This window comes from Rhizobium sp. OAE497 (assembly GCF_040546565.1).
In the GTDB taxonomy this organism is placed as follows: Bacteria; Pseudomonadota; Alphaproteobacteria; order Rhizobiales; family Rhizobiaceae; genus Rhizobium.
Genome location: NZ_JBEPOA010000001.1, coordinates 1,771,070 through 1,791,566, shown reverse-complemented (window position 1 = coordinate 1,791,566; position 20,497 = coordinate 1,771,070). Strand labels below are relative to the sequence as shown.

Sequence of the window (20,497 nt, the reverse complement as noted above, 5' to 3'; positions counted from 1 at the left end):
GCCAGAATTCGGTTCCCCGGACAAGCCTTGTCCGGGGATTTCAGGCTTCACTCCACCGTGACCGACTTGGCGAGATTGCGCGGCTGGTCGACATCCGTGCCCATGAAGACGGCCGTGTGATAGGCGAGCAGCTGGATCGGCAGCGAGAAGATCATCGGGGCGATGATTTCATCGACATTCGGCAGCGTGATCGTCGCCATGGTCGGCAGCTTGGAGGCGCCGGCACCCGCTTCGTCGGTGATGAAGATGATGCGGCCGCCGCGGGCAGCGACTTCCTGCATGTTGGAAACGGTCTTTTCGAAGAAGCGGTCATAGGGCGCGATGACGATGACAGGCATGTTCTCGTCGATCAGCGCGATCGGGCCGTGCTTCAGCTCGCCGGCAGCATAGCCTTCGGCGTGGATATAGGAGATTTCCTTGAGCTTCAGCGCGCCTTCCATGGCAAGCGGGAAGCTGGTACCGCGGCCGAGATACAGGACATCGCGGCACTTGGACAGCTCGCGCGACAGGCTTTCCATCTGCGGCTGGATGAGATTCAGCACGCGGCTCATGATGCGCGGCATTTCCGAGAGATGCTTGACCAGAACCTTCTCGTCCTTGGCACTCAGCACGCCGCGGGCCTTGGCGGCACCGAGCGCCAGAGAAGCCAGCACGGCGAGCTGGCAGGTGAAGGCCTTGGTGGAGGCAACGCCGATCTCGGGACCGGCCATGATCGGGAAGACGGCATCGGATTCGCGGGCGATGGTCGACTCGCGCACATTGACGACGGCGCCGATCTTCAGGCCGTTGTCCTTGCAGTAGCGCAGTGAGGCCAGCGTATCGGCGGTTTCGCCTGATTGAGAGATGAAGAGCGCGGCCTGCGTCGGCTGCAGCGGCATCTCGCGGTAGCGGAACTCGGAGGCGACGTCGATTTCGACGGGCAGGCGCGCATAGCGCTCGAACCAGTACTTGCCGACGAGACCGGCAAGATAGGCCGTGCCGCAGGCGGAGATCGCCAGGCTGCTGACCGACTTGAAATCGATCCCGGCGGCATTGGCGCCGATCGTGTTCTCGGCGAAGTTCACATAGTGGCTGAGCGCATGGGAGATGACCTCCGGCTGCTCGTAGATTTCCTTTTCCATGAAGTGGCGATGATTGCCCTTGTCGACGACATAGGCCGTCGCCTGGGAAATCTGCTTCTGGCGCTTCACGACATTGCCGTTGAAATCGACGATCGTCGCGCCTTCGCGGGTGATGATCGCGCAGTCGCCGTCGACGAGATAGGTGATTTCGTTGGTGAAGGGCGAGAGCGCAATGGCATCCGAGCCGAGGAACATCTCGTGTTTGCCGTAGCCGATGGCGAGCGGCGGGCCGGAGCGCGCGGCCATGATCGTGCCCGGATGATCCTTCAGCATCACCGCCAGCGCGTAGGCGCCGGTGACGCGGTTCAGCATTTTCAGCATCGCCGCCTGCGGCTGCAGGCCTTCGCGCAGATACTTCGCCATCAGGTGGGCGATGACTTCGGTATCGGTCTGGCTTTCGAAGACCGAGCCTTCGGCGGTCAGGTGATCGCGGATTTCCGAGAAGTTTTCGATGATGCCGTTATGGACGACGGCGACGCCTTCGACGAAATGCGGGTGGGCGTTGGTTTCGTTCGGAACGCCATGCGTTGCCCAACGAGTGTGGGCGATACCGGTCGTGCCCGGCAGCGGCTCCGAATCAAGGCGCTTCTCGAGATTGAAGAGCTTCCCCTCGGCGCGGCGGCGATCCATGACGCCGTCATGGACGGTCGCGACACCGGCGGAATCATAACCCCGGTATTCCAGGCGCTTCAGCGCATCGACCAAACGCCCGGCAACCGGCTTGCTACCGACGATCCCAACGATACCACACATGAAATAATCCCCAACCGCTTCGAAATAGTGACGCCACTCCTAGCAATTTATTCTTATTTCTCAATCGGCCAGGCGGTCACTTTGGATTTCGGGCCGTAACTCAGCCCTTGGCCTTCTTCTGAGCCTTGATTGCCAGGGCGCGCTCGCGCAGCAGCTTGGCACGGTCAGGCTTTATTTCCTGTCGCGCGCGGCCGAATGCGAGGGCATCGCCGGGAACATCATCGGTGATGACGCTGCCGGACGCAATGTATGCGCCATCCCCAATCTGGACAGGAGCGACCAGCGAACTGTTCGACCCAATGAAGGCGTTGGCACCGATTCTGGTCTCGTGCTTGTTCACCCCGTCGTAATTGCAGGTGATCGTCCCTGCCCCGATATTGGTGTGCGCACCGACCACGGCGTCGCCGATATAGGTCAGATGGTTGACCTTGGCGCCCTCCGCGATCTTGCCGTTCTTCACCTCGCAGAAATTGCCGACCTTAGATCCCGCGCCGAGATCGGCACCGGGGCGCAGGCGGGCGAACGGGCCGACGGTGGCGCCGGCGCTGACATGGGCGCCCTCGATATGCGAGAAGGCATGGATGACGGCGCCGCGGTCGATCGTCACGCCGGGGCCGAAGACGACATTCGGCTCGATCAGCGCATCCTGGCCGATGACGGTGTCGTGCGACAGGAACACCGTTTCCGGCGCGACCATCGAAACGCCAGAGATCATCAGCTCGTGGCGGCGGCGCTCCTGCCAGAGGCGTTCGATATTGGCGAGCTCGGCGCGGTTGTTGCAGCCGGTCATTTCGACCTCCGGCGCATCGACCGCCGTGACAAGGCCGCCGAGCGAGCGGGCGATCTCGACGAGATCGGTCAGATAATATTCGCCCTTGGCATTGCTGTTGCCGATGCGGGCGAGCAGATCGAGCGCCTTGCGGCCGTTGATCGCCATCAGGCCGCTGTTACACCATTTGACGGCGCGCTCGGCATCCGTCGCATCCTTCTCCTCGCGGATGGCGATCAGCTCGCCATCCTTGACGAGCAGACGGCCGTAGCCGGTGGGCTTTTCGGTATGGAAGCCGATCACGACGATGTCGCTGCCGTCGGCCAACCCCTGACGCGCTGCCTTCAGCGGCCCATCGGTCTGCAGCGGCACATCACCATAGGTGACGAGGATGTCGTCATAGCCGCGGGCGATCGCCTCGCGGGCGGCGAGCACCGCATGGCCGGTGCCAAGCCGCTCATTCTGCAGATGCGTCTCGACGGCGACGCCGCCGATCGCGGCTGCCTTTGCGACCTCATCGGCATCACGGCCGACGACGAGCGCAACCGACGAAATACCCGCCTTCGAGACCGCATCGACTACATGCGCGATCATTGGCCGGTTGGCGACCGGATGCAGAACCTTCGACTTCGAAGACTTCATGCGGGTGCTGTCGCCGGCGGCGAGAATGACGGCAAGGCAGGTGCGTTCCATGTACAGGCTCCGGGAATCCATTATTCGACGCTTTGCTGTGACATAGCAGCAAGGCGAAGCGGCGACAAAGATGAAAAATCGGCTTACGCCGCTAGGCCGAGACGCGGCTGATCGTCAGGAAGGCTTCATGGACGTGGTCGCGCCCGTCGATGATCACGTCTTCCATCGCCTTGCGGGTAGCGGCGACATCACCGGCGGCGATCATATCGACGATGCGCATATGGGTGTCGGCGATATTGGAAAAACCATTCTGAGATGGTGGCGTGCTGATGCGGAACATGCCGACAAGTGCGGCCTCGATCAGGCTGCCGAGCGTCCTCATGAAGGGATTGTGCGAGGCATCGGCGACCGCCAGGTGAAAGCGAAGGTCGGCGAGCGCCAGGCTTTCTGTCGTGTGCCCAGGCTCGGCCATGACAAGCGCCAGTTCACGCAGGTGAGCGATGTCGTCACCAGTGGCGCGCTCGGCAACGAGGCCAGCGGCGAAGGGCTCGAACGCCAGGCGGATATCGTAGAGCTGCAGCAGGAACTCTTCGGTGACGCCATTGTCGAAATGCCAGGCGATGATCTCGCTGTCGAACATGTTCCAGAGGTTCTTCTCCGTCACACGCGTGCCGACGCGGGCCTTGGCGACGACCATGCCCTTGGCGGCCAGCGTCTTCATCGTTTCGCGAAGAACGGTGCGCGAGACCTTGAACCGCTGGGCGAGCTCCGCGTCGCCGGGCAGAATGGAGCCGACCGGATAGGTTCCGGCGACCATGGCCCTGCCAAGCTCGTCCACGACCTGTGCGTGGCTCGTCCGCGTTTTCCGTCCCGCCTTGCGGGTATCAAGCATTCTGCTGCGCAAGCAACACGTCCTCCGTCAGGCATACCTCTTGTTCAGGCTGGAAAGGAACAGAATGGCCTTCTGCATCAGGATGAATGCGAAGAGCAGAAGCCCGATCAAGATCTTCGTCCACCAGCTCGACAGGGTCCCGTCGAAGGTGATGTATGTCTGAATGAGCCCCTGTATCAGGAGACCGATAAAGGTTCCCGCTACGAATCCTGCACCCCCAGTCAGCAGCGTCCCTCCGATGACGACCGCTGCGATGGCGTCGAGCTCGACGCCCACCGCTGCAAGGGAATAACCGGCCGACGTATAGAGAGAAAAAACGATTCCGGATAGGCCCGCCAGAAAGCCCGAAAGCGCATAGATCTGGATGGTGGTCTTGGCCACCGGAACGCCCATCAACTCTGCCGTTTGAACCCCGCCGCCAAGCGCGTAGACGTTGGTGCCGAAGCGGGTGCGGTGGGCGAGGAAGATGCCTGCCGCAAAGACGATCAGCATAATGGCGCCGATCAGCGTCAAACGCCCGCCGCCCGGCAGGCGGTAATAGATGCCGGTCAGCGTCGTGTAGTATTCGTGCTCGATCGGAATGCTGTCGATCGACAGCACGTAGGACATGCCGCGGGCCAGGAACATGCCAGCGAGCGTGACGATGAAGGGCGGCATCTTCAGGTAATGGATGACCGCGCCCATCAGGCCGCCAAAGGCGGTGGTGATGACGAGCACCATGGCGAAGGCAACGAGCGGATGAACGGTCGTGTCACGCAGGACGACGGCGAGGAAGACGCCGGTGAAGGCGATCACCGAACCGATCGATAGATCGATGCCGCCCGAGATGATGACGAAGGTCATGCCGACGGCGGCGATGCCGAGGAAAGCGTTGTCGGTCAGAAGATTACCGGCGACGCGGGTCGACAGCATGTTCGGATATTGCAGCGCGCAGGCCGCATAGGACAGGATGAAGATGACGATCGTGGCGAGCAGAGGCAGGTAACGGGAATTCATTTCGGCTGCTCCACGCGCACGCCCGCACTCTCCGCCGGCTTGCGGCTGAAGAAGGCAGCTGCCGATTGCAGCGCCGGCGACTGGATGATGAGAATGACGAGAATGATGATCGCCTTGATGATCAGGTTGAACTCCGGCGGAAAGCCGGAAAGCAGGATACCTGTATTGACCGCCTGAATGATCATCGCGCCGATCAGCGACCCCAGGATGCTGAAGCGGCCGCCGAGCAGCGAATTGCCGCCGACGACCACCGCCAGAATGGCGTCGAGCTCCAGCCACAGACCGGCATTGTTGGCATCGGCGCCCTTGATGTCGGCGGCGACGATGATGCCGGCGATCGCGGCGCATAGCGCGCTCAGCATATAGACGGCCATCAAAAGCACGGGGGTACGAACCCCCGAGAGCGTGCTGGCGCGTCTGTTGATGCCGACGGCCTCGACCAGCATGCCAAGCGCTGTTCGGCGCACCAGCAGGATGACGATCGCGCCGACGAGCAGCCAGATGACGACCGGCATCGGCAGATAGGCGAAGGAGCCGCTGCCGAAGAAGATCAGGCCTGGATCGTTGAAGGTCATGATCACGCCTTCGGTGATCAGCTGCGCGATGCCGCGCCCGGCGACCATCAGCACCAGCGTGGCGATGATCGGCTGGATGTTGAGGATGGCGACGAGGAAGCCGTTCCAGACACCACAGAGCAAACCGACCGCAAGCGTGACGACAAGCGTGTAGGCTAGCGAATTGCCCGAAACGATCGACGAGGCCGCGACCGCGCCGCAGATGGCAATGACGGCGCCGACCGAGAGGTCGATGCCCTTCGTGGCGATGACGAGCGTCATGCCGATCGCCAGCAGCGCCACGGGCGCGCCGCGGTTCAGCACGTCAATGAGGCTGCCGTAGAGCCGGTCATTTTGAACAACGACGTTAAAAAATTGCGGGAACATGATGAAATTCAATGAAAGAATGACAACAAGCGCAATCAATTGCGGCGCCAGGCGGATGGCGAGCGCCTTAAGAGAGGAACTCATGCATCCTCCGTCTTCTTCTCGGCCGCGGCGATGGCATCGACGATGCCCGAGGCGGTAATGCTATTGCCTGAAAGCTCAGCGATATGCTCGCGGTCACGAAGTACGATGACACGTGAACTATAGGCGACAAGCTCTTCTAATTCCGACGAAATCACCACCAGCGACATGCCCTTGGCACAGAGCTCCTCGATCAGCCGGATGATCTCGGCATGCGCCCCGACATCGATGCCGCGGGTCGGTTCATCAAGGATCAGGAAGTCTGGATTGGTGGCGAGCCAGCGGGCCAGGATGGCCTTCTGCTGATTGCCGCCCGATAAGAGCCGGATCGGCTTCTCGCGGTCGGTGGTGCGGATATCCAGCGCCTTGATGTACTGGTCGGCCAGGGCGTTCTGTTCGCTGCGGGAGAGCGGCCTTGCCCAGCCGCGGCGGGCCTGCAGCGCCAGCGCGATATTCTCGCGGATCGAGAGATCGCCGATGATACCGTCGGTCTTGCGGTCCTCCGGGCAGAAGCCGAAGCCCTGGCGGATTGCGGCCCGCGGGCTGTTGAGCGCAACGGGCTTGCCGTCGATCTCCGCCTTGCCGCTATCGGCATTCTCGATGCCGAAGAGCAGTTCGGCCGTCTCCGTGCGCCCGGAACCCAGGAGGCCGGCGACACCGACGACTTCGCCGACGCGGACTTCGAGATCGAAGGGCTTCACCTTGCCGCGCTTGCCATAGCCTTCGAAGCGGTACTTCACCACGCCGGCCTCGGTGCTGCGTTCCTTGGCCGCTTCCTCGGCATGGGCGAGCTCGCGGCCGAGCATCATGGCAATAAGGCCCTGTCGCGGCAGCTCGGCGGTGTCGCGCGTGCCGACAAGGCGGCCGTTGCGCAGCACCGTTATGCGGTCGCTGATCTCATAGACCTGCTCAAGGAAGTGTGTAATGAAAACAATGCCTAGCCCCCTCTCTTTCAAGCTTTTGATGATACCGAAGAGCATCGCCACTTCCTGCGTATCGAGGCTGGCGGTGGGCTCGTCGAGGATCAGGACCTTGCCGGAGAGATCCACGGCCCGGGCGATGGCGATGACCTGCTGCACGGCGACCGAGAAGCGGTCGAGCTGTGCGGTCACATCTATCGTCAGCCCATATTGGGCGAGCAGCTCGCGCGCCTGCCGGTTCATGGTGCGGATGTCGACCACGCCGAAGCGCCGCGGCTGGCGGCCAAGGAACAGGTTCTCGGCAACGCTGAGATTGGGAAGGAGGTTGACCTCCTGGTACACGGTGCCGATGCCAAGCCGCTGGGCGGCGAGCGTATCGTTCGGATCGATGTCACCGCCATCGAGCGTCAGGCCGCCGCCGTCACGGCGATAGGCGCCCGTCATGCATTTGATGAGTGTCGATTTGCCTGCTCCGTTTTCGCCGAGCAGCGCATGCACTTCGCCCTTGCGCAGAGTGAAATCCACCTTGTCCAGCGCGACTGCGCCGGGGAAGAATTTCGATATGCCTGATGCGACGAGGACGTTCTCGAAATCGTGAATCATGGTCCGGCCGTTTCCTGATATGCACCCCGTCATGCCGTTGCAAATGCGGGACATGACGTCCCGCACGCAGAGGCAGTCCCGCACCGGTCCATGATGGGCCGGTGCGGTTCCAGCGTCAAATCAGTAGCCCTGACCCTTCTTCTCCTCGTAGACCTTCATCGGATCGTCGGCCTGCGTGTAGAGCTTGGATTCCGTCTGGATCCACTTCGGCGGTGCCTTCTTGTCCTTCAGATACGCATCGAGCGCATCGAAGGCCGGACCGGCCATGTTCGGCGTCAGCTCGACTGTGGCGTTCGCCTCGCCGTCAGCCATCGCCTTGAAGAGATCGGGAACGGAGTCGATCGAGATCGTCAGGATGTCCTTGCCCGGCTTCAAGCCGGCTTCCTTGATCGCCTGGATGGCGCCGACGGCCATGTCGTCGTTATGGGCGTAGAGGGCGCAGATATCCTTGCCGCCGTTCTCCGCCTTCAGGAAGCTTTCCATGACTTCCTTGCCCTTGGCGCGGGTGAAGTCGCCGGTCTGGCTGCGGACGATCTTCAAGTTGTCATGGCCCTTGATGGCTTCCTCGAAGCCCTTCTTGCGGGCGATGGCCGGCGAAGAACCCGTCGTGCCCTGAAGCTCGACGATGTTGCACTTCTTGTCGCCGACGGTCTTGACCAGCCAGTCGCCGGCAACCTTGCCTTCATGGACCTGATCCGAGGTCACGGCGGTGAGATAGAGATCTTCAGGCGCCTTGATCGTGCGGTCGAGCAGGATGACCGGGATATCGGCTTCCTTGGCTTCCTTCAGGACGGCATCCCAGCCGGTTTCGACAACAGGTGCGAGCAGGATGGCATTGACGCCCTGGGCGATGAAGGAGCGGATCGCCTTGATCTGGTTTTCCTGCTTCTGCTGAGCATCGGAGAACTTGAGATCGATGCCGCGCTTCTCGGCCTGCTGCTTGGTCACGGTCGTTTCGGCAGCGCGCCAGCCCGATTCCGAGCCGATCTGCGAAAAGCCGACAACGAGACCGGCGGCCTGGGCCGAACCGAACATGCAGGCAGCCAGAATCGTGGCACTCAAGAGTGCAGTTTTCAGTTTCATGATTGTCTCTCCCAAAAGGCCGCCTCCTCGCGGCACGAGAGTCAAAAAATCATATAGTATTACTTTTGTAAATCGTAATTCTAGCATGCAGTGCAGCAAAAAAGGCGCCCCCTTCGGAGCGCCTTTCGCAATCGCAAAAGTTGCGGCCGGATATTATTGCGGCAGCTTGTCGTCGACGCCTTCGACGTAGAAGTTCATGCCGAGCAGCGTGCCGTCATCAGCCTTCTCGCCGGCCTTCAGCCAGGGCGTACCGTCCTGCTTGTTGATCGGGCCGGTGAAGGGATGCAGTTCGCCGGACTTGATCTTGGCTTCGGTATCCTGCGCCATCTTCTTCACGTCGTCAGGCATGTTGGTGTAGTCGGCCATCTTCAAGATGCCGTCCTTCAGGCCATCCCAGCTCTGCTCGGACTTCCAGGTGCCGTCGAGCAGCGCGTGAACGCGCTTGGAGTAGTAGTTGCCCCAGGTGTCGACGATCGCCGTCAGCTGTGCCTTCGGGCCGGCTGCGATCATGTCGGAGGCCTGACCGAAAGCGTGAATGCCGCGCTCTTCGGCAACCTGCATCGGCGCGGTCGTGTCGGTGTGCTGCGTCAGGACGTCGACGCCCTGGTCGATCATCGCCTTGGCGGCATCGGCTTCCTTGCCCGGGTCGAACCAGGTGTTGACCCAGATGACCTTCAGCTTGAAGCTCGGGTCGACGGACTTGGCGCCCTGCTCGAAGGAGTTGATGCCCATCACGACTTCAGGAATCGGGAAGGAGGCGATGTAGGCAGCACCGTGGTTCTTCGAGGTCTTGGCAGCGATCTGGCCGAGGATGTAGCGGCCTTCGTAGAAGCGCGAGTTGTAGGTCGCGAGATTCGGGCCGGTCTTGTAGCCGGTGCCATGCTCGAACTTCACGTTCGGGAACTTGGCGGCAACCTTGACGGTCGCATCCATGAAGCCGAAGGAGGTGGTGAAGATCAGCTTGCAGCCGGAGCGGGCGAGACGCTCGATGGCGCGCTCGGCGTCCGGGCCTTCCGGCACGTTTTCGAGGTAAGGCGTTTCGATCTTGTCGCCGAATTCCTTCTGGATCTGCTGGCGGCCGAGATCGTGTGCCTGCGAGTAGCCGCCGTCGGTGTGCGAACCGACATAGACGAAGCAGATCTTGGTCTTGTCCGCCGCCTGAGCGGAACCGACGCTGATCAGCGCGGCAGCCGATGCGGCGAGTGCGAGTGCTATTTTCTTCATGGTGACCCCTGTTGGTTTTGAAGAGATTTCCGGAAACCCGTCTGATTTTTTCTTCTATCGCTCCGGTACGAAGGCTTTTCCAAGCGACGCGGGCGTATTGATCAACGTCGTGCGCCGATTATGAGAAATGATGATGAGAACCACAATAGTGGCCGCATAGGGCAGCATCGACAGGAACTGTGCAGGAATGCCGATGCCGAAGGCCTGGGCATGCAGCTGCAGGATGGTGACGGCGCCGAACAGATAGCCGCCGGCGAAGACACGCAGCGGACGCCAGGAGGCGAAGACGACGAGTGCCAGCGTGATCCAGCCGCGGCCCGACGACATGTTCTCCACCCATTGCGGCGTATAGACGAGCGACAGCTGCGCGCCGGCAAGACCGGCGCAGGCGCCGCCGAAGATGACGGCGAGGTAGCGCGTGCGGATAACGTTGATGCCGAGCGCATGGGCCGAGGCGTGATTGTCGCCGATGGCGCGCAGCTTGAGCCCGGCGCGGCTGCGGAACAGGAACCAGCTGACGCCGACCAAGAGCGCGATCGACAGGTAGAAGGTCAGGTCCTGGCGGAACAGCACCGAGCCGATCACCGGAATATCCGACAGGAACGGGAAGACGATCGGGCTCAGCCGAATGCCGGGAACGCTGACGAAGGATTCGCCGAGCATGCCTGACACGCCGAGGCCGAGAATGGTGAGCGCCAGCCCCGTCGCCACCTGGTTTGCGACCAGCGTCAGCGTCAGGAAGCCGAAGAGCAGCGAAAACAGCGCGCCCGCTGCGATACCGCAGATCAGGCCGACATAGGGAGAGCCGCTCATCTGCGCACCGGCGAAGGCAGCGACGGCGCCCATGATCATCATGCCCTCGACACCGAGGTTGAGGACGCCAGAACGCTCGGCCACGAGTTCGCCCAGTGCGGCGATGACGAGCGGCGTGGAGGCGGTGATGACCGTCAGCAGGATTGCTTCGAAGATGCTCATGCCGCGCCTCCCCGAACCCGCGACCAGATGATGCGGATCTTGTAGTAGATGAGCGTGTCGCAGGAGAGCACGAAGAACAGCAGCAGGCCCTGGAAGACGCGCGTAACCTTGTCCGAGACGCCGATCGACAGCTGCGCTGCCTCGCCGCCGAGATAGGTCAGCGCCAGCACCAGGCCGGAGAGGACGATGCCGAGCGGATTGAGGCGACCGAGGAAGGCGACGATGATCGCCGTAAAGCCGTAGCCCGGCGAGATCGCCGGCTGCAGGTGGCCGATCGAACCGGAGACTTCGGAAATGCCCGCGAGACCTGCCAGAGCGCCCGAAAACAGGAAGCCGAACCAGATCATCCGCTTCGAGGAGAAGCCGGCGAAGCGCCCTGCCCGCTCCGACTGGCCGAGGACGACAATCTCGAAGCCCTTCAGCGTGTATTTCATCATGAACCAGACGAGGATCGCGGCAACGATCGCGAAGATGAAGGCCCAATGCGCGCGGCCGGACTCTTCCCAGATCGCCGGAAGCGTCGCGTCAGGCGGAAAGCCGACGCTTTCAGGGAAATTGAAGCCCTGCGGATTGCGCCAACGGCCGCGGATCAACCAGTCGAGAAAGAGCTGGGCGATATAGACCAGCATCAGCGACGTCAGGATCTCGTTGGTGTTGAAATGCGCCTTGAGCAGCGCCGGGATTGCTGCAAACAGCGCCCCGCCGATCGCGCCCATGATCAGCATCAGCGGCAGCACCATCGGCGAATGCCATTCGGTGAAGACGATCGGCAGGATCGAACCGGTGATCGCGCCAACCGTGAACTGGCCTTCGGCGCCGATGTTCCAGTTGTTGGAGCGGTAACAGACCGAAAGACCGACGGCGATCAGGATCAGCGGTGCGGCCTTGATCGCCAGCTCGTGCAGCGACCAGACTTCGAGCAGCGGCTCGATGAAGAAGGCGTCGAGCGCCTCGATCGGGTCCTTGCCGAGAATGACGAACATGATGGCGCCGGCAATCAGCGTCAGGGCCAGCGCGAGCAGCGGCGAGACGAAGGCATAGAGCTTCGAGACCTGCGGACGCTTTTCGAGTTCAATGCGCATGTCCGGCCTCCGCAGCGGGCTTGCTTTCATGCAGGCCGCCCATGAGCAGGCCGATCTTTTCGCGGGTCAGCTCGCCCGACGGGAATGGCGGCGACAGACGCCCTTCGGAGATGACGGCGATCTCGGTCGCGACTTCGAAGATCTCGTCGAGATCCTGGCTGATGACGACGACGGCGGAACCGGAGCGGGCCAGATCGACGAGCGCCTGACGGATGCGGCTTGCCGCACCGGCATCGACACCCCAGGTCGGCTGGTTGACGACGAGGACGGCCGGCTGGCGATCGAGTTCGCGGCCGACGATGAACTTCTGCAGGTTACCGCCCGACAGCGATCCGGCTGTCGGATCGTCGCCGCTCTTGCGGACATCCATGGCTTCGGAGATGCGCCGCGCGGCGGCCTTGACCGCGCCGTGCTTGATGACACCGAGGAAGCCGCCGCCAAGGAAGGACTTGCGATCCGACTGGCTGCGCGCCAGCACCAGATTGTCAGAGAGCTTCATGGCCGAGACGGCGGCGTGGCCGTGGCGTTCTTCCGGGACGAAACCGGCGCCGAGAAGACGGCGAGCGGTGATGCCGAGCGTACCGACCGGTTTTGCGCGGATCATCACCGCGTTCGGCTCGGCAACGGGATATTCGCCGGAGAGCGCATCGAAGAGTTCGCTTTGGCCATTGCCGGCGACGCCGGCGATCGCCAGGATTTCGCCTGAGCGGACAGCCAACGAGACGTCCTTGAGCGGCATGGCGAAGGGAGTACGCGCAGAGACCGAAAGGCCGGTTACCGCGAGCTGGACTTCACCCTTGTTGCCGCGGTCGGGATGGGTGACGGCCGCGACATCGCTGCCGACCATCATGCGGGCCAGCGACGCCGGGGTTTCCTGCTTCGGATCGCAGGCGCCGGTCACCTTGCCGTGGCGAAGAACGGTGGCGCGGTCGCAGATGCGCTGCACCTCCTCGAGTCGGTGGCTGATATAGAGAACGGAGCGGCCCTCGGCCTTCAGCTTGAAGAGTGTCTCGAACAGCTTGTCGGCTTCCTGCGGCGTCAGCACCGAAGTCGGCTCGTCGAGGATGATCAGCTTCGGGTTCTGCAGCAGGGCGCGGACGATCTCGATGCGCTGGCGTTCGCCGACCGAAAGGTCGGCCACATGCGCATGCGGGTCGAGCGGCAGACCGTAGGCGCGCGACAGCGTGCGTGCCTCTTCGGCGATCTTGCCGATCGGAATGGTGTCAGCGAGCGAGAGAGCGATATTTTCGGCAACGGTCAGCGCTTCGAACAGCGAGAAGTGCTGGAAGACCATGCCGACGCCGAGATTGCGGGCCTCGCCGGGGGAGCCGATGGTGACGGGCTTGCCTTCCCAGAGGATGTGACCAGCCGTCGGCTCCAGCACGCCGAACAGCATTTTCACCAGGGTCGATTTTCCCGCACCGTTTTCTCCAAGCAGAGCATGGATTTCGCCGGGGGCTATATCGAGGTCGATTTCATTGCAGGCAGCAAAGCTGCCGAAATGCTTGGTCAGCTTCTGGACCGACAGTAACGCACCCGACGACGGCGCATTGGATGACGACACGTTCCCCTCATTTCTCTCTGCCGATCCGTCCTTTTTCACGGAATCTCTATGGGATCAGCAGCGTAGTTCCAGTCGTTTTTCTTGCTTCCAGATCCGTGTGAGCCCGTCCCACCTCACGTAGCGGATATGTTTGATTGATATTGATACGCACTTTGTTGCTCAGCACAACAGCAAATAGCGCGTTTGCACAATCCTTAAGCTCTTGCGGTGTCGCAATGTAGCTGAAGAGCTTCGGCCGGGTGGCAAAGAGCGAGCCGCGCTGGGCGAGTGCGGCAAGCGTGAAATTCTCAATGCCGCCAGAGGATTGACCGAAGGAGGCAAAGAGACCGCGCGGCTTCAGGCAGTCGAGCGAGTGCGGGAAGGTGTCGCGGCCGATGGAGTCGTAGACGACATCGACGCCCTTGCCGCCGGTGATTTCCTTCACCCTGTCGACGAAGTTTTCGGTCCTGTAGTTGATGACGTGATCGTAACCGTGCTCGAGCGCCAGCTTGACCTTGTCGTCCGATCCCGCCGTACCGATGACGGTAGCGCCGAGCGCCCTCGCCCACTGACCGGCGATCAGGCCGACGCCGCCGGCAGCGGCGTGGAACAGCAGAACGGTTTCCGGCCCGACCTTCAAGGTGCGGTTCAGCAGATACTCGGCCGTCATGCCCTTGAGCATCATCGCCGCTGCAGTCTCGAGGCTGATGCCGTCGGGCACCTTGACCAGATGCTTGGTGTCGATGTTGCGCTCGACGCTATAGGCGCCATCGGCGCTGGCATAGGCAACCCGGTCACCGACGGCAAAGCCGGTCACGCCCGGGCCGACAGCGATGATGGTGCCGGAGGCTTCCTTGCCGGTGACGAAGGGCAGATGCGGCGCCTTGTAGGTGCCGTCGCGGAAATAGACGTCGATGAAGTTCAGGCCGATCGCAGCATGCTTCAGCTGCACCTCGCCGGCGCCGGGCGGCGGCAGATCGACATCCACATAGTCAAGAACCTCCGGGCCGCCATTGCGGGTGAATGCGACTGCCTGCGTCTTTGCCATTGCGCCTGTCCTATTCGCTCTTTCCAAGCGCCGGGAAGAACTGCAGCACGGCGCCGATGCAGTAGAGATAGATACCGCTGATGATGAAGAGGACAACCGCCCAATGCGGCATGTCGAAATGCATCAGTAGCGAATAGATGCCGAGCGCCGACCAGAGAAAGAAGACGCCGAGATTGAGCGGCCGCAGGCGCTTGACGCGGACCGGATGCAGGAAATTGATCGGCAGGAACGTCAGGAATACCGAGACCGTGACGACGATCATCGCGGTCATGGCGCTCGCATCCATGACGAAGAGCGTGAAGACGATCATGTTCCAAACGACGGGGAAGCCCGAGAAGAAGTATTCCTCGGTCTTCATACCCATATCGGCATAATAGATGGCGCTCGAGACGACGATCATGCCGGCGGCGGCAAAAGACCAGGGCTCGCCGATCATGCCACTCTGATAGAGCGCGAAGGCTGGTAGCAGCACGTAGGTGACATAGTCGATGATGTTGTCGAGCGTGTCGCCCGACCAGTTCGGCAGCACTTCCTTGACCCGCACCTTGCGGGCGATCGGGCCGTCGATGCCGTCGACGAGGAGCGCCAGGCCCAGCCACCAGAACATGTCGATGAAACGATGCTCGGCGGCGGCCACAACGCCGAGGAAGGCCAGAAAGGAGCCGGAAGCCGTCAGAATATGGACGGAAAAGGCGCGCATCTCCGCGTAGGGTACGCGCTTGTAATTGAAAATCTTCATGTTTCCCCGTAGCGCCTGCCGCCCCCTGATACTCCCGGGCGCGTTTTGGCCCTAATATGCATCCTTTGCCCCGCTCCGCCAGATCAAAAGCGAAAACAGCCCACAGAGCATTGAATCATGAGAATGACATGCATATTTCGCAGCTGGCACGCGGCAGAGAATGGATTGCCTTTAATTTGCGGTGGTTTTGTAATATCAGCCTCGCAATAGAACTTTCGTGCGATGAATACGGGATCCGATACCGAAATGAACGCCCCTGCAAAGACCGAAGATTTCGCCTCCTCCATTCCGGCAAACGTCTATGCCGAAACGGTGCTGAGCGTGACCCATTATACCGACCGGCTCTTCCGCTTCACGATGACCCGGCCGCAGGGCTTCCGTTTCCGCTCGGGCGAGTTCGCGATGATCGGCCTGATGGTCGAGGGCAAGCCGGTATTCCGCGCCTATTCGATCGCAAGCCCGGCCTGGGCCGAAGAGCTCGAATTCTTCTCGATCAAGGTTCCCGATGGCCCGCTGACCTCACATCTGCAGGGCATCAAGCCGGGCGATCAGGTGCTGATGCGCAAGAAGCCGACCGGCACGCTGGTCCTCGACGCGCTGACCCCCGGCAAACGCCTCTACATGTTTTCGACCGGCACCGGCATTGCACCCTTCGCGAGCCTGATCCGCGATCCCGAGACCTATGAGAAGTTCGAGGAAGTCATCCTCACGCATACGACCCGCGACGTCGCGGAGCTGAAATACGGCTTCGACCTTATCGATGAAATCCGCAACGACGAACTGCTGAGCGAAATCGTCGGCGACAAGCTGCGCCACTATGCGACCGTGACCCGCGAGGATTTCGAGCGCACCGGCCGCATCACCGACCTTATCGAGTCCGGCAAGCTGTTCACCGATCTCGGCATCCCGCCGATCGATCCGGCGATCGACCGCGGCATGATCTGCGGCTCCTCGGCCATGCTGAAGGACACCAAGGAACTGCTCGAAAAGGCGGGCCTGGAAGAAGGCGCCAACAGCAAGCCGGCCGAGTTCGTCATCGAACGCGCCTTTGTCGGCTGATCGTTCCAGACAATCCGATTGCAAACGGCTCCGGAAACGGGGCCGTTTTCATTTCTGGCTGAGATAGTCGATGAGTACGGTCATCGTGTCACGGGCGGCGTCAGTGCGTCCCTCGCGGATCGCCTCGATCGTTGCGACATGCAGCGCGATCGAGCGCTCCATGCGGGACGGGTTTGCGGTCGAGTACCAGATGCGGCGCGAATGGGTCTGTACCGGGCCGAGCGCCGCCGTGATGAACTGGTTCGGGCAGGCCTCTTCCAGCACTTCGTCGAACGCCTTGTCGGCGGCGAAGAAGGCGGCGAGATCGCCGCTGTCGGCGCAGGCCCGCATGGCGTTCTCGCAGCCGGCCAGCGCCTCGCGCTGATCCTCGTTCGCGTGTTCGGCAACGAGGGCCGCGGCAATCGGCTCCAGCTCGCGGCGCACCTGCATGACGCTGGCGTGGTCGTCAGGGCCGATCTCGGCAATCTGCAGGCCGACGCGCGGGCGCACGATGATCAGGCCCTGCCAGGCGAGCTTCTGGATCGCCTCGCGCACCGGCGTGCGGCCGTGGCCGGTCATGTCGATCAGCTGGCGCTCCGTCACCATGGCACCGGGCTTCACAGCGAGCGTCACGATCGCATGTTCAAGCGCCAGGTAGGATTGGTGACTTTGCGAGTTCTGCATTCGGTGATCCGCCGCAACTTACTGATATATCATCCCTTACACGCATCCGGCGCAATGGCAAGGTTGGGTGTGGGGATGACATATCAAAGAGCGGTGACTTCAGGTCACTCGTGACGCAGTGCCTCAATCGGGTTCAGCTGGGCAGCACGCCGGGCCGGAAAATAGCCGAAGATCATGCCGATCGCAGCCGAGAAGGCGAAGGCGACGCCGATCATCAGCGGGCTGACGACGAAGGGCACCTTCAGCAGCGTCACCGAAACGAAGCCGATGCCCATGCCGAGCACGATACCGGTAATGCCGCCGAACAAGGACAGCGCAACGGCCTCGACAAGGAACTGCATGAGAACCTGCGTCTCCAGCGCGCCGATCGCGAGACGTATGCCGATCTCGCGGGTTCGCTCCGTCACCGATACCAGCATGATGTTCATGATGCCGATGCCGCCGACCAGCAGACTGATGGCGGCAACGGCGCCGAGCAGGCCGGTCAGCAGCGTCGTCGTTCCGGTCATCGCTTCGGCGATCTGCGTCATGTCGTTGACGTTGAAATCGTCCTCGCGGCCTGGAATGATCTTGCGGCGCTCGCGCAGCAGGTTTTCGGTCTCGTCCTGGATCTTGGAGGTCTCGACACCATCGCGCGCCGAGATGACGATCATCTGCACATTCGCATTGGCCTTGCCGCCGATCCGGCGCTGATAGACCTTCACCGGCATGATCACCACGTCGTCCTGGTCATTACCCATGCCCGACTGACCGCGCTTGGCGAGAACGCCGATGACGCTGCAGGAAACCTTGCCGACGCGGATCTGCTGGCCGGTCGGATCGGCTGCGCCGAAGAGCTGCGAACGCACGGTCTCGCCAAGGATACAGCGCGCCCTGCCCCTTTCCTCGGCGGCATCGAAGGTGCGGCCGAGCGCCATGTCCCAATCCTGGGCGATGAAATAGTCGTTGGTCGTGCCCATGACGCTCGTCGAATGGCTCTGGCCGCCGTAGATGACCGTCGCGGTCGTCTGGTTGAGCGGCGCGACGGCGCGCAGGCCACTCACCTGATCACGGATCGCATCGACATCCTTGACCGTGAAGCGCCGGGCCTCGGTGCTGGCGCGGCCGGGGCCGAACTGGCCTGGCCGGGCAAAGAGCATGTTGGTGCCGAGCCGCGAGAGCTCGGCCGATACCTGCGCCGTCGTGCCATTGCCGATCGTCACCAGCGCGATGACGGCGGCAACGCCGATGACGACGCCGAGCACGGTCAGGAAGGATCGCAGCATGTTGCGGGTGATGGCACGCAGCGCGAGCTTCAGCGTCTCAAGAAACATGGCTGGCCTCCTGCCTATGCGCCACTTCGGCTTCCAGCTTGCCATCGACGAAGCGCAGCAGGCGCTGGGCATACCCGGCAATATCGGGCTCGTGGGTGACCATGACGATGGTGATGCCCTGTTCCCGGTTCAGACGCGTCATCAGATCCATGATCTCAATGCTGGTCTTGGTATCGAGATTGCCCGTCGGCTCGTCAGCGAGCAACAGTGCCGGCTCGGTGACGATGGCGCGGGCGATTGCGACGCGCTGCTGCTGGCCACCGGAGAGCTCCTGCGTCTTGTGATGTTCGCGGCCCGAGAGGCCGACGAGCTTCAGCGCTTCGCGGGCGCGCTTGTGACGCTCCGCGGCATGCATGCCGCGATAGATCAGCGGCAGCTCGACATTTTCGAGCGCCGAGGTGCGCGACAGAAGATTGAAGCCCTGGAAGACGAAGCCCAGCATGTGGCGGCGTAGCAGTGTCAGCTGGCTGCGATCGAACCCGGTCGTCGAGATGCCCTGGAAGACATAGTCGCCCGAAGTCGGCACATCGAGGCAGCCGAGAATGTTCATCGCCGTCGACTTGCCGGAACCCGAGGGACCCATGATCGCGACGAATTCATGGGTGGCGATCGCCATATCGACGTGATCGAGGGCGCGGATCGCGGCTTCGCCCTCGCCGTAGATCTTCGACACCTGCCGGAATTCCAAAAGCGGCGGAGTGCTCATCATCCGCCCGCCTATCGTGTCCTGGCGGAGGCGTCTGTCACGAGCGCATCGCCGTCCTTGATCTCACCCGAAGTCACCTGCGTGAACTGGCCATCCGACGAGCCCACCTGGATGACGAGTGGAACCTGGCGTTCGCCGCGCAGTACCCAGACACGGCGCTTGTTGCCGGTCAGTGCTTCGCCACCGGCGCCCGATCGCGGTCCCATGCGGGGCGGACGGAAGAGACCGAAAATACCGCGGTTGCGGCCGGCGCCTGTTTCCGGCGGGGCATAGCGCAGCGCGGCATTCGGCACCATCAGCGTGTCCTTAACGGCCTCGACGGTGACGTCGGCTGTCGCCGTCATGCCCGGGCGCAGCAGCAGGTCGGCGTTATCGACAGAGAGCACAGCCTTGTAGGTGACGACGTTGTTGGTCGTCTCCGAGGCGAAGCGGATCTGCTCGATCTCGGCGGGGAACGTCCGGTCCGGATAGGCATCGACGGTGAAGGTCGCCTTCTGGCCGACCGCGATCTGGCCGACATCGGCCTCATCGACATCCACCTGCAGCTCCATCTTCTTCAGGTCGCCGCCGATGACGAAGAGAACAGGTGCGGAGAGCGATGCTGCAACGGTTGCGCCCGGATCGACCGAACGCGTCAGGATGACGCCATCGATCGGCGAGACGATTTTCGCCTTGGCGAGATTGACTTCCGCAAGCTGCAGATCGGCTTCCGACGACAGAACATCGGCTTCGTTGATCTCTTTGGTGGCGACGGCGGAATCGAACTTGTAGCTCGCGTCGTCGAGGCTCTGGCGCGTCGTGACGTTGCTTTGGACAAGGTTTTTGACGCGATCCAGCGAGGTGCGAGCCGATTCGAGATCGGCACCGGCCTTGGTGACATTGGCTTTCGCGGAAGCGAGCTTGGCGCGCGAGCTCTTGACGTCGGCTTCCAGCTTGTTGGTGTCGAGTACGGCAAGCACGTCGCCCGCCTTTACAGTGCTGTTATAGTCGACATTAACGTCGCGCACCGTGCCGGAAAGCTCGCTCGAAATATCGACCTGCTCCGTCGGCTGCACCGAACCGGTGGCGGTGACGAGAACCGTCAGGTCGCCGCGCTTCACCGGCTGGGTCGTGTAGCTGTATTCGTTGCCGCCGCGGCCGGAATAGTAATAGGCGACACCGACACCGATGATGACGATCGCGGCGGCGGCCAGCAGTCTCCCCCGCCAGCGGCCGGATTTGCGGCGCTTGCCGGATGCGGCGAGAACGGCCGCGAGATCGTTTTCGGCATGCTTGGCGGGCGATGTCTTCGGGCCGGTTCCAGTTTCGGAATCGCTCATAAAATCCTCAAACAGAGATATGGGAGCACCTGCT

At 62.2% G+C, this 20,497-nt stretch carries 18 protein-coding genes; 1 reads left to right on the top strand and 17 read right to left on the bottom strand.

Features of this window, described 5'->3' with window-relative positions:
- Positions 1-47: 47 nt before the first annotated feature.
- The 13 genes from glmS to pcsA form a co-directional block, all read right to left on the bottom strand.
- Positions 48-1,874, bottom strand: coding sequence for a glutamine--fructose-6-phosphate transaminase (isomerizing) (gene glmS, locus ABIE40_RS09290; protein WP_112711857.1), 1,827 nt, complete (start codon positions 1,872-1,874; stop codon positions 48-50).
- Positions 1,875-1,974: 100 nt separating this feature from the next.
- On the bottom strand, positions 1,975-3,336 hold the full coding sequence (glmU, locus tag ABIE40_RS09285) for a bifunctional UDP-N-acetylglucosamine diphosphorylase/glucosamine-1-phosphate N-acetyltransferase GlmU (protein ID WP_199629296.1): 1,362 nt from the start codon (positions 3,334-3,336) through the stop codon (positions 1,975-1,977).
- Between the two features lie 91 nt (positions 3,337-3,427).
- A complete protein-coding gene (locus ABIE40_RS09280; RefSeq protein WP_489026419.1) occupies positions 3,428-4,168 on the bottom strand; it encodes a FadR/GntR family transcriptional regulator in 741 nt (246 codons plus the stop codon).
- Between the two features lie 27 nt (positions 4,169-4,195).
- Positions 4,196-5,164, bottom strand: a complete 969-nt coding sequence (yjfF, locus tag ABIE40_RS09275; protein WP_199629298.1) for a galactofuranose ABC transporter, permease protein YjfF — start codon at positions 5,162-5,164, stop codon at positions 4,196-4,198.
- The gene (locus ABIE40_RS09270; protein ID WP_112711849.1) at positions 5,161-6,189 is read right to left on the bottom strand and encodes an ABC transporter permease; all 1,029 of its coding nucleotides are present in this window, start codon (positions 6,187-6,189) and stop codon (positions 5,161-5,163) included. Before ABIE40_RS09270 ends, yjfF begins: the two co-directional genes overlap by 4 nt.
- Positions 6,186-7,709, bottom strand: a complete 1,524-nt coding sequence (gene ytfR / locus ABIE40_RS09265; protein WP_199629299.1) for a galactofuranose ABC transporter, ATP-binding protein YtfR — start codon at positions 7,707-7,709, stop codon at positions 6,186-6,188. The genes ABIE40_RS09270 and ytfR overlap by 4 nt, the downstream gene beginning before the upstream one ends.
- A 120-nt stretch (positions 7,710-7,829) precedes the next feature.
- Entirely contained in the window at positions 7,830-8,792 is a 963-nt protein-coding gene (gene ytfQ / locus ABIE40_RS09260; protein WP_112711845.1) for a galactofuranose ABC transporter, galactofuranose-binding protein YtfQ, read from the bottom strand.
- Positions 8,793-8,945: 153 nt separating this feature from the next.
- Positions 8,946-10,016 carry a BMP family ABC transporter substrate-binding protein gene (locus ABIE40_RS09255; RefSeq protein WP_112711843.1) on the bottom strand — a complete coding sequence of 357 codons (1,071 nt, stop codon included), beginning with the start codon at positions 10,014-10,016 and terminating at the stop codon, positions 8,946-8,948.
- Between the two features lie 54 nt (positions 10,017-10,070).
- A complete protein-coding gene (locus ABIE40_RS09250; protein ID WP_199629300.1) occupies positions 10,071-10,991 on the bottom strand; it encodes an ABC transporter permease in 921 nt (306 codons plus the stop codon).
- Positions 10,988-12,073, bottom strand: a complete 1,086-nt coding sequence (locus tag ABIE40_RS09245) for an ABC transporter permease (RefSeq protein ID WP_199629301.1) — start codon at positions 12,071-12,073, stop codon at positions 10,988-10,990. Before ABIE40_RS09245 ends, ABIE40_RS09250 begins: the two co-directional genes overlap by 4 nt.
- Positions 12,063-13,637, bottom strand: coding sequence for an ABC transporter ATP-binding protein (locus ABIE40_RS09240; protein WP_199629302.1), 1,575 nt, complete (start codon positions 13,635-13,637; stop codon positions 12,063-12,065). Before ABIE40_RS09240 ends, ABIE40_RS09245 begins: the two co-directional genes overlap by 11 nt.
- Positions 13,638-13,683: 46 nt before the next feature.
- Complete coding sequence (locus ABIE40_RS09235) at positions 13,684-14,664, bottom strand: quinone oxidoreductase family protein (protein ID WP_199629303.1); 981 nt, start codon at positions 14,662-14,664, stop codon at positions 13,684-13,686.
- Between the two features lie 10 nt (positions 14,665-14,674).
- Positions 14,675-15,403: a phosphatidylcholine synthase gene (pcsA, locus tag ABIE40_RS09230; protein WP_112711833.1), complete on the bottom strand. Its 729-nt coding sequence runs from the start codon at positions 15,401-15,403 to the stop codon at positions 14,675-14,677.
- A gap of 246 nt (positions 15,404-15,649) precedes the next feature.
- Here pcsA and ABIE40_RS09225 point away from each other — a divergent pair, with 246 nt between their 5' ends.
- Positions 15,650-16,462 carry a ferredoxin--NADP reductase gene (locus tag ABIE40_RS09225; protein WP_199629304.1) on the top strand — a complete coding sequence of 271 codons (813 nt, stop codon included), beginning with the start codon at positions 15,650-15,652 and terminating at the stop codon, positions 16,460-16,462.
- 48 nt (positions 16,463-16,510) lie between these two features.
- Here the strand turns inward: ABIE40_RS09225 and ABIE40_RS09220 are convergent, their stop codons facing one another.
- The 4 genes from ABIE40_RS09220 to ABIE40_RS09205 form a co-directional block, all read right to left on the bottom strand.
- The gene (locus ABIE40_RS09220) at positions 16,511-17,125 is read right to left on the bottom strand and encodes a GntR family transcriptional regulator (protein ID WP_112711831.1); all 615 of its coding nucleotides are present in this window, start codon (positions 17,123-17,125) and stop codon (positions 16,511-16,513) included.
- Positions 17,126-17,229: 104 nt separating this feature from the next.
- Positions 17,230-18,438 (bottom strand): ABC transporter permease, encoded by a 1,209-nt coding sequence (locus ABIE40_RS09215; protein WP_199629305.1) that lies wholly within the window; start codon positions 18,436-18,438, stop codon positions 17,230-17,232.
- Positions 18,428-19,144: an ABC transporter ATP-binding protein gene (locus tag ABIE40_RS09210; RefSeq protein ID WP_199629450.1), complete on the bottom strand. Its 717-nt coding sequence runs from the start codon at positions 19,142-19,144 to the stop codon at positions 18,428-18,430. The genes ABIE40_RS09215 and ABIE40_RS09210 overlap by 11 nt, the downstream gene beginning before the upstream one ends.
- A gap of 11 nt (positions 19,145-19,155) precedes the next feature.
- Complete coding sequence (locus ABIE40_RS09205) at positions 19,156-20,463, bottom strand: efflux RND transporter periplasmic adaptor subunit (protein ID WP_199629306.1); 1,308 nt, start codon at positions 20,461-20,463, stop codon at positions 19,156-19,158.
- Positions 20,464-20,497 lie beyond the last annotated feature (34 nt).

What these genes read in the sequence shown, in the direction of transcription:
- glmS (WP_112711857.1), bottom strand. Translation starts at nt 1,874, where the DNA reads ATGTGTGGTATCGTTGGGATCGTCGGTAGCAAGCCGGTTGCCGGGCGT.
- glmU (WP_199629296.1), bottom strand. Translation starts at nt 3,336, where the DNA reads ATGGAACGCACCTGCCTTGCCGTCATTCTCGCCGCCGGCGACAGCACC.
- ABIE40_RS09280 (WP_489026419.1), bottom strand. Translation starts at nt 4,168, where the DNA reads ATGCTTGATACCCGCAAGGCGGGACGGAAAACGCGGACGAGCCACGCA.
- yjfF (WP_199629298.1), bottom strand. Translation starts at nt 5,164, where the DNA reads ATGAATTCCCGTTACCTGCCTCTGCTCGCCACGATCGTCATCTTCATC.
- ABIE40_RS09270 (WP_112711849.1), bottom strand. Translation starts at nt 6,189, where the DNA reads ATGAGTTCCTCTCTTAAGGCGCTCGCCATCCGCCTGGCGCCGCAATTG.
- ytfR (WP_199629299.1), bottom strand. Translation starts at nt 7,709, where the DNA reads ATGATTCACGATTTCGAGAACGTCCTCGTCGCATCAGGCATATCGAAA.
- ytfQ (WP_112711845.1), bottom strand. Translation starts at nt 8,792, where the DNA reads ATGAAACTGAAAACTGCACTCTTGAGTGCCACGATTCTGGCTGCCTGC.
- ABIE40_RS09255 (WP_112711843.1), bottom strand. Translation starts at nt 10,016, where the DNA reads ATGAAGAAAATAGCACTCGCACTCGCCGCATCGGCTGCCGCGCTGATC.
- ABIE40_RS09250 (WP_199629300.1), bottom strand. Translation starts at nt 10,991, where the DNA reads ATGAGCATCTTCGAAGCAATCCTGCTGACGGTCATCACCGCCTCCACG.
- ABIE40_RS09245 (WP_199629301.1), bottom strand. Translation starts at nt 12,073, where the DNA reads ATGCGCATTGAACTCGAAAAGCGTCCGCAGGTCTCGAAGCTCTATGCC.
- ABIE40_RS09235 (WP_199629303.1), bottom strand. Translation starts at nt 14,664, where the DNA reads ATGGCAAAGACGCAGGCAGTCGCATTCACCCGCAATGGCGGCCCGGAG.
- pcsA (WP_112711833.1), bottom strand. Translation starts at nt 15,403, where the DNA reads ATGAAGATTTTCAATTACAAGCGCGTACCCTACGCGGAGATGCGCGCC.
- ABIE40_RS09225 (WP_199629304.1), top strand. Translation starts at nt 15,650, where the DNA reads ATGAACGCCCCTGCAAAGACCGAAGATTTCGCCTCCTCCATTCCGGCA.
- ABIE40_RS09220 (WP_112711831.1), bottom strand. Translation starts at nt 17,125, where the DNA reads ATGCAGAACTCGCAAAGTCACCAATCCTACCTGGCGCTTGAACATGCG.
- ABIE40_RS09215 (WP_199629305.1), bottom strand. Translation starts at nt 18,438, where the DNA reads ATGTTTCTTGAGACGCTGAAGCTCGCGCTGCGTGCCATCACCCGCAAC.
- ABIE40_RS09210 (WP_199629450.1), bottom strand. Translation starts at nt 19,144, where the DNA reads ATGAGCACTCCGCCGCTTTTGGAATTCCGGCAGGTGTCGAAGATCTAC.
- ABIE40_RS09205 (WP_199629306.1), bottom strand. Translation starts at nt 20,463, where the DNA reads ATGAGCGATTCCGAAACTGGAACCGGCCCGAAGACATCGCCCGCCAAG.